Genomic DNA, 13,815 nt, shown 5'->3' on the forward strand with positions numbered 1-13,815 from the left:
CTCAGGCGCGGGTGGTGACGCGTTGCCACAACTGCCGGGTGCCCGGCATTCTCACGGTGGTGGCCAGCACCGCGAGGACGCACCCGGTGGCAGCCCAAATCATCAGCGTGCCAAGCGGTGTCAGCGCTCCGTTGCCGCCGAAGTACTCGATGCTGCGCAGCAGCGATACCCCGGATCCCTGCGGAACGACATGGTTGAACGTCGTGTAGAACCCCGACAGCAGCGGGCGCCCGATCGGTCCGGCGGCCGCGGCGTTGCCGACGACCACCAGGAACGCGGTCACCGCCATCGCCGCCACCGTCCCGAATGCGGCAGCCACGCCGGTGACCGCACCCCCGACGGCCATCGCATAGAGCCACAGCGCCCCGAACACCTGCCACGGGTGGCCGGTCAGCGCGCCGAGTGCAGCGTCCACGTAGATGGTGACCACACCGGCCAGCAGCGCGGAGTAGGCCGAAAGCGTGAGGGTACGCAACCCCAGCGTCCAGGGCCGCCGGACCGCCCCGACGAGCCGGCCGAACGCGGCCGCGCCGACCGAGGCCCCGATGGACACGAAGATGACCGCGTAGAACTCGACGGTGCCGGACGGGTCGCCCGCCGACGTCGGCGCGATATCGGTCACCACGGGTGCCAGGCCGGCCTCGGTCGCGGTTGCGCGGCCGACGGTCTCGGCGGCGGTGGCGACGCTGCGCCCGCCGCCCCCGGCGACATAGATGTCGAGGCCGCCCGCGGGAGTGGCGACGAAGGCCGCGTCGGCCTTTCGTTCGAGGATCAGAGCGCGGGCCGCGGCGTCGTCACCGACCGCGGTGACATCCAATTCGGAGCGGGTCTCGAGCGCGTCGAGCAGCTGCTGTGGGGCCGCGACGGCGATGTCGAGGTGGTGCAGGGTGGGCTTGGCGAAGGCGCCGGCATAACTGGCGATCATCGCGAGCACCAGCAGGGTGAAGGTGACCATGGCCAGCACCACATGGCGGACCTGGGTGCGGGTGATCCCGTGTCCTGTCGGTATGGACGGTGCGGTGGTCTGGCCGTTGTGCTTGCCCATGTCATGGCCTCCCAGCGGTGTCGGGCAGCGTCAGGAGCGCGTTGACGGTGTCGAAGGCGGCGGCGACACGGTCGCGGAGGTCTCGGGCGTCGCGCGCCTCGGGCTCCTCCATCCAGGACCGCAGTACCTCCATGAAGCCGCCCACCAGGAAGCGGGTCACGGCTTCGACGGTCAGTCCGGCGATCGGCGTCACCACGGCCATGCCCTGGGTCGCGATCTCGGCGCAGGCGGGGGCGAGTTCGGCGCGGAAGGCGCTGACCACCCGTTGGGTGACCGAACTGGGCACCACATTGCGGTACATCGCGCGGTGTTCGCCGGCGAAATCAAACAGGCGCATGATGCGCACCCGTGCGTCGCCGCCGTTATCGGCGCATGCCTGTCCGAAGGCGACCGAGAAGGCCGCCGCGACGGCGTCGTCGCGGTCGCGGAAGTGTTGGTAGAAGACCTGCCGGCTGACACCCGCCCGGCCCACGATGACGGCCACGGTGAGTTCATCGACCGGGCGTTCGTGGGCGAGCGCGAATGCCGCCTCGTGCAGGAGAGTGCGGACCCGCTCGGCGCGCGGGTCGGCGCTGTGTGTGCGTGCCGCCATGAATCACAGCGTAAGCCACTTCGTAGACACATGACCACGAAAGCTTAGGTTAACTATGACACCTGCCGCGGCCCGTTGTGACCCGCGCCGCAGACCTGGCGAAACTCGCGTACCGGGGGTTGTGAGCCCCCTTTCAACCCCGGGTACGCGAGTTTCGCCCGGCGTCAGTGGCCGGCGACGATATCGGACTCGTCGACGACCACCGGGTCTTTCGCGCCGGGCAGCAGCGAGTACGCCAGGCAGACCGCGGCGAAGAACAGATAGCCCAGCGCCACCGCGGGACTGGCCGCCCAGGACACCTCGGGTGCGTGGATCAGCCCGATGAAGCTCAGCACCGCGCCGACAGTCGCCGCGATCGCCGCATAGTGGAACTTCTTGTCCAGGATGAAGGTCACCATGGTGCCGAGGATCAGACCGACGAGCACCGCGCCCTCGCCGAGGGTCTTGAGCCCCTCGTAGACCACCCCGGCGCCGTTGAGCGCCTCCATGCCGACCTCGGAGGCCGAGGTGCCCGCGGCGTTGAGCGCGTTGTCGACCTGTGTCTTGGCCCATTCGGCGAGGTTGGGTAGCAGCGCGGCAACCACCGCGATGGCATGCAGGCGGGGGACCGCCTGGAACGCCTGGGCGCCGATCAGCAGCCCGATGTAGAGCAGGATCGGCACGATCGCGGGCACCGGTAACAGCGCGTCCAGGATCCCGAACAGGCCGACGAAGCAGAAGATCCCGATCATCAGTCCGCTGGCCAGTGAGTAGCTCGCCCGGCCGCCGGCGTCCTTCCAGCCGGGGTGGCCGATGTACACCGCGGGCGGGAACGGCGACCCGAACGCGGATCCGACGACCGCGCCGGCGCCGTCGGCCAGCAGCACGCTGCGCAGGTTGTAGTTGTCGCCGGCGGCCGCCGCGCTCTCGACATTGCTCATCGCCTCGGTGAAGTTGTACACACCCAAGGGAATTGCGGTGCCCAGCAATGGCGCCAGGTTGGACAGTCCGGAGAACAACAGGTCCAGGCGCAGGTCGGGGACACCGACGGCGATATCGGAGAAGGCCTGCCCGACATCGGGAGCCGACATGTAGCCGCCGATCCAGCCGATCGCGGTGCCCACCAGCAGCGCCGCCAACCCGACCGGGATGCCGAACGGCAGTTTCACGTCGGTGAAGAACCCGATCAGGATGATGGCCAGCACGGGCAGGCCGATCCACGCCGCCTCCCACATCTGGGCGGCCGGTCGCATCGAGATGAAGGTGATCGAGATGCCCGCCAGGGTGCCGAGCATGGCCGCCCGCGGGGTCAGCTTGCGGATGTAGGGGCCGACGAAGGCGCCGATCATCACGATCACACCGATCATGAAGGCCCACGCCAACCCGGCAGACCAGGCCTGCACCGCATCGTCGGTGTTGAGGTACACCGGCAGCATGACGACGAACACCACGATGAACATGTGCGGGACCGACGGCCCGTACGGCAGCGCGGTGACATCGGAGCGGTTCTCCCGCTTGGCAAGTCGGCGGGCCAGGAAGGTGTAGTACAGGTTGCCCAGGATCAGCGCGACGCCGAGCGCGGGTAGCACGGTGCCGAGCACGTCCCCGGCCGGCACGGCGATGACGCCGATCATCAGGCCGGTCAGCGTGAGGACGTTGACCAGGATGTTGAAGCCCAGGCCGAAGAAGGCGTTGGTGTCGCCCCGGGTCCACCACGCGACGGTCGGCGCGGGTTTCTCGGCGGGGGGATCGACGGGGGGATCGGAGATCTCGGTGCTCATGAGCAGGTCCTTTCAGGCAGCGGACAACGCGAGGGTGTGCAAAGCGGGAATGACGGCAGAGGTGTCGGCGACCCAGCCGAAGATGCCCCCCTGGGCTTTGATCATTTCCAGCCCCACCCGCTGGAACTCCGGGAAATACGAACCCACACAGTCGGATACCACCAGGCACTCGTATCCGCGATCGTTGGCCTCGCGGGTGGTGGTGTGCACGCACACCTCGGTGGTGACGCCGGTGACGAGCAACTGGGTGATGCCGGCGCCGGTGAGCACGTCCTGTAACTCGGTGGCGTAGAAGGCGCCCTTGCCCGGTTTGTCGATCACCACTTCACCCTCGACGGGGCTGAGCTCGTCGACGATGTCGTGGCCGTACTCGCCGCGGATCAGGATGCGGCCGTACTTGCCGGGATCGCCGATGCGTTTCGACGGGGCGCCGCGGCTGAGTTTGGCCGGCGGGCAGTCCGACAGGTCGGGCACATGGCCTTCCCGGGTGTGGATCACCAGGATCCCGGCCTCGCGGGCCGCGGCGATCAACGCGGCCAGCGGCGGCACCACCTTGAGCAGCTGGTCGACATCGTTGCCCAGGCTCTCGCCGAAACCGCCGGGCAACAGGAAGTCCCGCTGCATGTCGATGACGATCAACGCGGTCCTGCCGGCGATCAGGGGGAACGCCGACGGTTCGGCGGGCACATCGATGGGACTCATACCTGCTCCTTGTGGCGGGTGGTGGCTGGTGTTTCGGTGTGGGTTCGGGGTTCGTCGAGGATCTGGGCGGCCAAAGCCAGTGCGGTGTCATCGGATCCGGCGTCGGCCAGCAGCATCGCGCTGTGCGGCCTGCCGTCGGTGGTGGTGCCGGCGGGGACCGCAACCCCCAGCAGATCGAGCAGGTTGCCGAAGTGGGTGTAGTGCCCGAGCATCGTGTTCGTCTCGATGGGACGTGCCAGCACCTCGTCGACGGTGAAGGTGGTGCCGATGGTCGGGAGCACCAGCACATCCATGCTCTGCCACACCCTGGCGACGTGCGCCTTGAGTTCCTGCAGGCGCTGCAGCGCGGCGAACGCATCGACCGCGGTGTAGTCCAGGCCGCTGCGGAAGATGTCGCGCACCACCGGATGGATCGAATCAGGTTGAGCGGCAAGGAATTCTCCGAACTCGACCAGGCGTTCGGCGACCCATGGCCCCTGGTAGAGCAGTGCTCCCGCGGCCAAGAACGGCTCCAGCGACACCTCGACCACGCTCACCTGGCGGCTCAGCTGCTCGCGGAAGCCCAGATGGGCCGCCCGCACCGCCTCGTCGCCGAAGAACTCCAGGTCGGCCACCGGCGGCAGGCCGACCCGGATTGTCCGGCCATCGTGACGCGCGCCGCGGTCGCGCGACCAGGCGTCGTCGTCATCACGGCCGGCCATCACGTCGAAGACGCGGTCGACGTCGGCGATGCAGCCGGCCATCACACTGATGCAGTCCAGCGATTTGCACGCGGGCACCAGGCCTACCGTGCTGATCACGCCGCGCGACGGCTTGAACCCGACGACGCCGTTGAGCGCGGCCGGCACCCGCCCCGACCCTGCGGTATCGGTCGCCACGGCGAACGGAACCTGCCCGAGCGCGACCGCCAACGCCGAGCCGGAGCTGGAGCCACCGGAGATCATCTCGCCGCCATAGACGCTGCGCGGCAACGGATACGGGGTCCGTGTTCCGTTGAGGCCGGTGGCGAACTGGTCCAGATTGGTCTTGCCGACGTAGAGTGCGCCGGCGTCGAGCAACCGCTGCACGGCCGGTGCGGTGCGCTCGGCGACATAGGCGTAGTCCGGGCAGGACAGCGTCGTCGGCACGCCGGCGACGTCGATGCTGTCCTTGACGCCGAAGGGGACGCCGTACAGCGGCAGCGTGCGGGCCGCCGGGCGGCTCTCTATCTCGGCGGCCGCCGCCAGCAGTTCGTCGCGGGGCACCGTGGACAGCCACGTCCCGTCGTCCCCGCGCGCGGCGATGGCATCGGCCACCCGCGCGGCCGTCTTCGTCGGTGAACCCGTCCCGCCCGCGTGTGAGGCGAGGATCTCCGCGACCGACGGTCCGATGGACGGCCCGCGTGTGTCAAATCCCATAAATGGAAATTGTCGACAAAATGATGGCGTTCGCGGAACGCCCGTGTGTCGATCGTGTTAGCGATTCGGCGGCAGGTCCAGGTATTGCAGGTGTCCGTGATCGGCCAGCGCGGTGATCACGGTGTCGGAGTCGTTGCTCTCCAGGGCGGTGAGGATCGCCAGGTGCCGGTCGATCCCGTCACCGGCGCGATGGTGTCGGGCCTCCTCGCGCAGGTTCATCGCCATCGGCAGCTGCAACTTGAGCAGTATCGGCTCCAGCGCGATGTCGAGCTGACGCTGGCCGGCCAGTCCGACGACTGCGGCATGAAAGCGCCGGTGGGCGTCGTCGCGTTCCAGGTCGTCTGTGGCACTGCTCATTTCATCGAGAACCCGACGCACCGGTTGCAGCGCGGTCTGCGGATCGGCCAGCGGTAACGCTGTCTCGATCGCATGCCGTTCCAGCACATGCCGCAGCGCGAACAACTGCAGGATCTCCTCCGGGGACCAGGCCGCCACCCGTGACCCGCGCCGGGGCAGCCGCTCGACGAGTCCCTGCTGGGTCAGCAATCGCAGTGCCTCCCGCAGCGGCGCCCGGCCGATGCCGAAATCAGCGCACAGCTGCTCCTCGACGAGCTTGTCTCCGGGACCGAGTGCGCCGCTGAGGATGGCGGCACGCAGCCTGCTGCCCGCGATATCGACGAGCGTCGCGGGCGAGCCGTGCCGCGATCCGTCCATCCTGGGTGCCGCCATGGCGGATTCGGTGCCCCCTCATGCCGGCGCGTGCCGACTCAGAGGCCATCGTAGGAACTTTTGCCCTGCGCTGCCGCGTCGGCGCCGGTGATGACTCGACAGCGTGGATAGAACGTGTTCTAGTTCTCGGATGCTGGACTTCACTCTCGAGGACCTCAGTGCCGAGGACGTCGAGCGCCTACGTGACATCTACCGCCCGCTGACCGAATCGGTGCGTGAACTCATCGACGCCACCATCCGCACGGCGGCGGACGCGGACACGGTGGCGGCCGCGAAGGCCCAGATCGATGCCGCGACGGCGGCCTTGCGTGCCAACCAACTCGACGGCCCGTTCGGTGTGCGGTTCACCGCGCACGGCGACCGGATGCCCTGGGGCAACGCCGTCATCGGACTGCGTAACCCGATCGCGCCGCCGCTGCAGGTCCAGCACGAACCCGACGGTGGGGTGTTCGCCGATTTCACGCTGGGCGCCGCGTACGAGGGACCGCCGGGGCATGTGCACGGGGGAGTGGCCGCGTTGATCCTGGACCATGTGCTCGGGGAATCGGCCAGCCCCGCCGCCAGCCCGCGGTTGACCGGCACCATCAGCATGCGCTACCTGCGTCCGACACCGCTGGGCGCGCTGCACGTCGAGGCCGCGATCGTCCGCACCGAGGGTGTGAAAACCTATGCCGCCGGCGTCATCTCGGATGCCGAGGGTCCCACCGTCCAGGCCGAAGGGGTATTCATCCGGCCGAAGTGGGCCCGGGACTAGAGAGCCCGATATCGCGGGTCGCGATCTCGGTGACCACGCCGGTGATGGTGGCGATCTCGCCGACCAACAGTCGCTCGGCGGCGTGCGCATCGGTCAGCGTCGCCGCGGCATCACGCACGCCGGCGCTGGCGGCCAGCAATGCGTCGGTGTCGACACTCCACGGTGCGGCCGGGGTGGCCGGATCGCCGCACAGCGCCTTGACATAGTCGTCGACGGCGGCCACGAATTCGCGGTTCAAGTTGGGCGGCGGGTGCGCAGGTAGATGCGCCTCCAGGGTGGCGCACGATGTGGTCACCGAGTTCAGTGCGGCCCGATAGCCGCGCATCCACCGCCGCAGCGCTCCGGACTCCGTGCCGGTGGCACCCGCGGTGGCCTCGAACGCAGCGCGTGCGCTGACCGCACGTCCCCACGCCGATTCCAGCTGTTCCTTCGGATGATCGAGGTCGTGCACGAAGGCCTTGACCACTGCAGCGGCATAGTCGATTTCGGTCTTCAGCAGTTCACCGGCGCGTTGTCGCAAGCGGACCAACGCGTTGTCGGGCACCAGCACATGGACGGCGACCGCCAGCCCGCCGCCGGTCACCACCGCCAGTAGCTGATCGCCGATCGCCCCCGCCCCGCCGGCGCCTGCGGTGTCGATCAGAAAGACGAGCGCGCCCGCGATGGCCGTATTCACCCCGACATAGCTGAATTCGGCGGTCAGGTACCCCATGGCCAGGAAGCTCACCGCCAGCACTGCCGACACCAGCGCGGACGGCTCGGTCAGGGAGGCCAGTAGCGCGGCAACGGCCACCCCGACGGCGGTGCCTGCGATCCGGCCCACACACCGGGTATAGGTGTGCGCGGTCTCGGGGCGCAGCACCATCAGCACGGTGAGGGGCACCCATACGCCGTGCGGCATGCCGCCGAATCGCCACAACGCCACGCCGATGGCGGTCGCGGCGGTCAGTCGCACCGTGTGACGCAGGATCGGGGAGCTGCTGGTGAGCTGGGCGCGCACCAGTCCGGCGATGGCGGTCAGCGCGTGGGGTACACCGCCGTGGCCCAGGGACACCACCTGTTCGGGTTCGAACTGCCCGAACCTCAGTTCAACGGCCTCGCGGAGTTGCGTCGACAACCGCAGCGCAGCCTCGCGGGCCCCGCCCTGGACGCCGTCGGCCGCACCGTCCAATTGGCCGGTCGCATAGCCGAGTTCGCCGCGGGACCGGCGCCGGGCATGGGCGACGATGACCAACAACTCGGAGGCACTGTGCAACACCCGCACGACGGCGTCGTCGTCGTTGTGCACACCGAGCACGGCCAGCGATTCGGCGATGCGCTCGGGCAGGCTGTACCAGCCCCGATAGATCGGCGGTCGACGTTTGGCCAGCGCCTCGCTCACGGTGAAGGCCTCGCGCAGCCGGATCAACGGTTCCGTCTCCACACCGGTGTCCGAGTCGACGGCGATCCGGTCGGCATCGGCGGCCAGTGAGAGGTAGGCGCGGGTGAGTGCGCTGCGCTGGATGCGCCAGCGGCGCTGCGGCCAGATCGCGATCAGGACGGCCTGCGACAGTCCGCCCGCCAGGGCGAGTGCGACGGTGGCCGCCACCGATGCCACGGTGTGCGATGTGGGCGCCGTCGTCAGGATGAGCGCCGCGCCCGCGGCCGCCACCAGCCCCGCATTGGCGCCGATCGACCAGTGCAGACCGGCCGCCACACACCACAGCGCCGCCACGATGACGAACGCGATGGTGTTGCCCTCGGTCAGTGAGCCCAGGAGGACGGCGAGGGCCATCTCCAGCGACACCACCACGACGGTGAGGAACCGGCTGCGTGGACTGTCTTGCAGGGCGCTCGCCCCCGCGACGATGGCGGCGGCGCCGGCACTGACTGCGGCGGCCGGTGAGCTCACCCAGGCCGCCACCAGCACGATGGCCAGCACACCGGCGAGGCTGCGCGCGACCGCGCCGGCGTCATACAACGTCAGTCGCAGTTGACGGCCGATGGTCACCCCGCCATTGTGACCCCGCGGACGGGTGTGGCAGGTGCGATCGTCTTGTTAGGTTCAGCGGGTGGAAAAGGTGATGGTCACACTGCGCTCGACGACTGCCGACGAACAATGGTGCACACGGTTGCGGACCCGGGTCGCCACCGAGTTGTCCGAACTCGATCTCGCCGGCCTGACGGTGAACGTACGCGACGCGGTGGTCAGCGCATCGATGATGACGCTCACCACACTGGATCCTCCGGTCTCGGCGGTGATCAGCATCTGGACGCAGCAGTACTACGGTGCGGCGCTGCTCAAGGCGCTGGATCTGCTCGCGGCCGAATCCCAGGAAACGGCCGCCTATCTGGTCACCGAGTCGGTCCCCTTGGTGGGCCCGGACGTCGCGCCGAGCGCCAGGACCCCGGGACTGGCCAATATCGCGTTGCTGCGCCGACCGCAGGACATGGACGTGGCGACCTGGCTGCGGCGGTGGCACGTCGACCACACGCCGGTGGCGATGGCGACCCAGGCGACCTTCGGGTACACCCAGAACACCGTGGTGCGGGCGCTGACTCCGGATGCGCCGCCGATCGACGCCATCGTCGAAGAGTTGTTCCCCATCGAGGCTGTTTCGGACCTGCACGCATTCTTCGGGGCCGCCGATGATGCCGATCTGGGCGACCGGATAGGCAAGATGGCGGCCAGCGTGGCGCGTTTCGGTGCGGATCGGGACATCGACACGGTGCCGACCAGTCGCTACGTGCTGTGGACTCCGACCCTTACGCTGCAACCGTGACTCTGTTGATCGCCGATGAGAATCGGGTACGCACCCTGACGTTCAATCGCCCGGAGGCGCTCAATGCCTTCAGTGAGGCGCTCTACGACGCGACGACGGAGGCGCTGCTGGCGGCGGCCGAGGACCCGGAGGTCTCGGTGGTGCTGCTGACCGGTGCCGGGCGCGCCTTCAGCGCGGGCAACGACCTGGTGGAGATGCAGAAGCTGGTGACCGACCCGAACTACCAGCCGGGCAAGCACGGGTTCCGCGGCATGCTCGAGGCGCTGGCGGCGTTTCCCAAGCCGCTCATCTGCGCGGTCAACGGCGTCGGTCTGGGCATCGGTACCACCATCCTCGGCTACGCCGACCTGGCCTTCATGTCGAGCACCGCCCGATTGAAGTGCCCGTTCACCAGCCTGGGCGTGCCGCCGGAGGCTGCGTCCTCATATTTGTTGCCGCGGTTGATCGGCAGGCAGAACGCGGCCTGGCTGCTGTTGTCGTCGGAGTGGGTGGACGCCGCCGAGGCGCTGCGCATGGGGTTGGTGTGGAAGGTCTGTGCGCCCGAGGATCTGCTGGCCGAGGCACGTCGGCATGCCGAGGTGTTGTCCTCGCGGCCACTCAACAGCCTGCTTGCGGTGAAGCAGACGATGATGGAACCGGTCCGCCCGGGTATCGCGGCGGCCAGCGAGCGGGAGAACGCACTGTTCGCCGAGCTGCTGGGACAGGCTGCCAACGTGGATGCGCTGGCCTCGTTCGTGGACGGCCGCGGGTAGGGCCTCAGCGCACCGCGTGCACCGGGCAGTCGACGGCGGTGCGGGAGGCCGCGAGGATGGCCCGTACCGTGCGACGGCACCGTCCGCAGTCCGAGCCGGCGCCGCAGGCGTCTGCGACCTGCCGGGACGTGGTCGCGCCGCCGGCCACCGCGTCATGGACGGCCTGGGTGGTGGCTCCGGTGCACAGACACACGAACATCGGCTCAGGCCGCCGTATCCGTCGACCGAATTGAACCGGCGTGCGCCACGCCATTGTTTTCACGCCCGAATTCCGGTGAGCATCCGTATGAAAAGCGGGCATTCATGTTCGCCGTCGAATGGCGATCATCCATTGTGGATGCCGGTAGGAGATACGCGTTGCACCGACGGAATTCGCCAGCCGGAACGAATGACCGGGAAGTGTGTTCCGCCACCGTTCCTCCCATTGCATCCGCGTTGATCCGGGGTGCCGACGTCGACCGCCAGCGAGTTAGGTCAGTGTAACCTAACTAAGGGTAGCCAGTCCATAACAAGGGCGCTGACTAGGGTTAGCCTCACCTACGGCGCGCCGCAGCCGCCCCAAAAATGTTCCCGAACCGCCGCCGCCGCTCTCGCCGGGCCCCGTCTGCTGGACTAGATTCAGATGTGCACGGCTTTAGCGAACTTGACCAGCCCTCAAGGTGCCTAGGAGCGATATGCAAGGCGATCCGGACGTTCTCAAACTGCTCAATGAACAGTTGACCAGTGAACTCACGGCGATCAACCAGTATTTCCTGCATTCGAAGATGCAGGACAATTGGGGATTCACCGAATTGGCCCGCCACACCCGGGAAGAATCATTCGAGGAAATGCGTCACGCGGAAACGATCACCGATCGGATTCTGCTTCTCGACGGCCTGCCGAACTACCAGCGGCTGTTCTCCCTGCGTGTCGGCCAGACCCTGCGCGAGCAGTTCGAATCCGACCTCGCGGTCGAATACGAGGTGGTGGCGAGGCTGAGGCCCGGCATCATCATGTGCCGTGAGAAGCAGGACGCCACCTCGGCCGGCATCCTGGAGACGATCCTCGCCGACGAAGAAAGCCACATCGACTACCTGGAAACACAGCTGCAGTTGATGGACACCCTCGGCGAAGAGCTCTTCTCCGCGCAGTGTGTGTCGCGCCCGCCCGGCGGGGGTAGCGGCTAGGCGCGAGGCCGCTGGCCCAACCCCGCGTATGTTAGGTAGCAAAGCTAATATTCTGCTGGGTCGGGGAGGACCGGGGAATCGTGACGGCCGCTGACACCGGCGCGGCGACAGCACCGATCAGTCTGCAGCGACGAAACATCATCTTCGTCGCTGTGTTGCTCGGCATGCTGCTCGCTGCGCTCGACCAGACCATCGTCGCCACCGCACTGCCCACGGTGGTGTCAGATCTCGGTGGAGCGGGCCACCAGTCGTGGGTGGTCACCAGCTATCTGCTCGCATCGACCATTGCCACCGCGGTCGTCGGCAAGCTCGGCGACCTGTTCAGCCGCAAGTCGGTGTTCCAGGTCGCGGTCGTGTTCTTCCTCGCCGGGTCGGTGCTGTGCGGGCTCGCCGGTTCGATGTCGATGTTGGTCGGCGCCCGCGCCCTGCAGGGCATCGGCGGCGGTGCGCTCATGGTCACGGCGACCGCCGTGATCGGTGAGGTGATCCCGTTGCGCGACCGTGGCCGCTATCAGGGGGCGCTGGGTGCGGTCTTCGGTGTGACCACCGTGATCGGACCGCTGCTCGGCGGATTTTTCACCGATCACCTGTCCTGGCGCTGGGCGTTCTGGATCAATGTCCCCGTCGCGGTGGTGGTGTTTCTGGTCGCCACCATCGCCATCCCGGCGCTGGCCAGGAAATCCCGGCCCGTGATCGACTACGCCGGGATCGCGCTGGTCGGAATCGGCGCATCCGGGCTCACGCTGGCCACCAGCTGGGGCGGAGCCCAGTACGCATGGGGATCCCCGATGATCATCGGGCTTTTCGTAGGGTCGGTCATCGCCTTGGCGGCGTTTGTCTGGGTGGAACTGCGCGTGCCGGAGCCGATTCTGCCGATCAGGCTGTTCGCCGGGCAGGTGTTCTCGGTCTGCTGCGTGCTGGCGTTCATCGTCGGTTTCGCGATGCTGGGCGCGATGACGTTCCTGCCGACGTTCATGCAGTTCGTGGACGGGGTATCGGCGACGGTGTCGGGCCTGCGCACGCTGCCGATGGTGGCCGGCATGCTGATCACCTCGATCGGCAGCGGTTCGATCGTGGGTCGCACCGGGCGCTACAAGATCTTTCCGGTCGCGGGTACCGCCATCATGTTCGTCGGCTTCCTGTTGTTGTCCACGATGGACGCGCACACCTCGCTGCTGAAGCAATCGCTGTATCTGTTCGTCCTCGGCTCCGGTATCGGACTGTGCATGCAGGTGCTGGTCCTGGTGGTGCAGAACACCGCCAACTTCTCCGATCTGGGGGTGGCCACCTCGGGTGTCACTTTCTTCCGGACAATCGGAAGTTCCTTCGGTGCAGCGATTTTCGGTTCACTGTTCGCCAACTTCCTGTCTGGCCGCATTGCGGGCGCGCTGGCCACCAGTGGTGCGCCACCGATCGCCGCCGAGTCGCCGCAGGCCTTGCGGGAACTGTCGCCGGAGATGGCCGCACCGATCATCGACGCCTATGCCGACTCGCTGGGTCTGGTGTTCTTGTGCGCCGCCCCGGTCGCCCTGGTCGGCTTCGCGGTCTCGTTGTTCCTCAAGGAGATTCCGCTGCGTGAGATGGAAACGGTATCGGCAACCGACCTCGGCGAGGGTTTCGGGATGCCGGCACTCGAGACGTCGGACGAGATTCTCGAGATGGCGGTGGCCCGGATCTTCCGGGACTCACCCGATATCCGGCTGCGCAGGCTGGCCGACCATCCCGGCTGTGAGCTCGATGTCGCGCGGTTGTGGGCTGTCGTTCAGATCTACCGACACAACCAGGTCTACGGCTCGGCCACGCTCGGCCAGATCGCCGAACTGCGGCGGCTGCCGCCGGAGGTGCTGGAGCCGACCTTCGAGCGATTGGTGGATAGCGGATACGCCCTGCGTACCGGCGATCAACTCTGGCTGACGCAGTCCGGGGCGCGACAGGTGGATGTGGCGGTGGACGCGCTGGTGAGCAAGCTGGTCGAAAGGCTGGCCGGCGGGGCGAGCGCGGCGACGGGGGATGAGCAGTCGCCGGGCTACCACGGGCGGCCGGACCGAATCCAGGTCGAGGCCGCGCTGGAGCGCATCGCGCACCGGATGGTGCTGCAGCCCCAGTGGGTCGAAGACCGGGCCGAGTTGACCGCCGCGGGCGGACCAAAAAACTAG

General features: G+C 67.9%; 13 protein-coding genes. 5 read left to right on the forward strand and 8 right to left on the reverse strand.

The features are described 5' to 3' along the window. Window position 1 precedes the first annotated feature (1 nt). The 6 genes from EXE63_RS28510 to EXE63_RS28535 all read right to left on the reverse strand — a co-directional run bounded on the left by EXE63_RS28510 (window position 2) and on the right by EXE63_RS28535 (window position 6,225). Window positions 2–1,045: an ABC transporter permease gene (locus EXE63_RS28510; protein WP_168144721.1), complete on the reverse strand. Its 1,044-nt coding sequence runs from the start codon at window positions 1,043–1,045 to the stop codon at window positions 2–4. Window position 1,046: 1 nt separating this feature from the next. Continuing rightward, window positions 1,047–1,637 (reverse strand): TetR/AcrR family transcriptional regulator, encoded by a 591-nt coding sequence (locus EXE63_RS28515; RefSeq protein WP_168144722.1) that lies wholly within the window; start codon window positions 1,635–1,637, stop codon window positions 1,047–1,049. Window positions 1,638–1,801: 164 nt separating this feature from the next. Next, a complete protein-coding gene (locus EXE63_RS28520; protein ID WP_168144723.1) occupies window positions 1,802–3,397 on the reverse strand; it encodes a SulP family inorganic anion transporter in 1,596 nt (531 codons plus the stop codon). Between the two features lie 12 nt (window positions 3,398–3,409). Then, on the reverse strand, window positions 3,410–4,099 hold the full coding sequence (locus tag EXE63_RS28525) for a cysteine hydrolase family protein (protein WP_168144724.1): 690 nt from the start codon (window positions 4,097–4,099) through the stop codon (window positions 3,410–3,412). Continuing rightward, window positions 4,096–5,496, reverse strand: coding sequence for an allophanate hydrolase (locus EXE63_RS28530; RefSeq protein WP_168144725.1), 1,401 nt, complete (start codon window positions 5,494–5,496; stop codon window positions 4,096–4,098). Before EXE63_RS28530 ends, EXE63_RS28525 begins: the two co-directional genes overlap by 4 nt. A gap of 57 nt (window positions 5,497–5,553) precedes the next feature. Then, window positions 5,554–6,225 carry a GntR family transcriptional regulator gene (locus EXE63_RS28535; RefSeq protein WP_168144726.1) on the reverse strand — a complete coding sequence of 224 codons (672 nt, stop codon included), beginning with the start codon at window positions 6,223–6,225 and terminating at the stop codon, window positions 5,554–5,556. Between the two features lie 130 nt (window positions 6,226–6,355). Between EXE63_RS28535 and EXE63_RS28540 the strand changes: the two genes are divergently transcribed. After that, window positions 6,356–6,979: a PaaI family thioesterase gene (locus EXE63_RS28540; RefSeq protein ID WP_168144727.1), complete on the forward strand. Its 624-nt coding sequence runs from the start codon at window positions 6,356–6,358 to the stop codon at window positions 6,977–6,979. On the opposite strand, the gene EXE63_RS28545 is transcribed toward EXE63_RS28540, so the two are convergent. Beyond that, window positions 6,951–8,969 (reverse strand): FUSC family protein, encoded by a 2,019-nt coding sequence (locus EXE63_RS28545; protein ID WP_168144728.1) that lies wholly within the window; start codon window positions 8,967–8,969, stop codon window positions 6,951–6,953. The two genes, EXE63_RS28540 and EXE63_RS28545, sit on opposite strands and share 29 nt — an antisense overlap. A gap of 61 nt (window positions 8,970–9,030) precedes the next feature. Between EXE63_RS28545 and EXE63_RS28550 the strand changes: the two genes are divergently transcribed. Next, window positions 9,031–9,741 (forward strand): EthD domain-containing protein, encoded by a 711-nt coding sequence (locus EXE63_RS28550; RefSeq protein ID WP_168144729.1) that lies wholly within the window; start codon window positions 9,031–9,033, stop codon window positions 9,739–9,741. Next, the gene (locus tag EXE63_RS28555; RefSeq protein ID WP_168144730.1) at window positions 9,738–10,493 is read left to right on the forward strand and encodes an enoyl-CoA hydratase/isomerase family protein; all 756 of its coding nucleotides are present in this window, start codon (window positions 9,738–9,740) and stop codon (window positions 10,491–10,493) included. Before EXE63_RS28550 ends, EXE63_RS28555 begins: the two co-directional genes overlap by 4 nt. Before the next feature lie 4 nt (window positions 10,494–10,497). Here EXE63_RS28555 and EXE63_RS28560 read toward each other — a convergent pair whose 3' ends face one another. Further along, on the reverse strand, window positions 10,498–10,692 hold the full coding sequence (locus tag EXE63_RS28560) for a (2Fe-2S)-binding protein (protein WP_105363331.1): 195 nt from the start codon (window positions 10,690–10,692) through the stop codon (window positions 10,498–10,500). Window positions 10,693–11,167: 475 nt separating this feature from the next. On the opposite strand from EXE63_RS28560, the gene bfr reads away from it, so the two are divergent. Together bfr and EXE63_RS28570 are read left to right on the forward strand one after the other, a co-directional pair. Beyond that, window positions 11,168–11,659, forward strand: a complete 492-nt coding sequence (bfr, locus tag EXE63_RS28565) for a bacterioferritin (RefSeq protein ID WP_168144731.1) — start codon at window positions 11,168–11,170, stop codon at window positions 11,657–11,659. An 80-nt stretch (window positions 11,660–11,739) separates the two neighbouring features. After that, window positions 11,740–13,815: an MDR family MFS transporter gene (locus tag EXE63_RS28570; RefSeq protein WP_234904301.1), complete on the forward strand. Its 2,076-nt coding sequence runs from the start codon at window positions 11,740–11,742 to the stop codon at window positions 13,813–13,815.

Source organism: Mycolicibacterium frederiksbergense, from assembly GCF_012223425.1.
Classification (GTDB): domain Bacteria; phylum Actinomycetota; class Actinomycetes; order Mycobacteriales; family Mycobacteriaceae; genus Mycobacterium; species Mycobacterium frederiksbergense.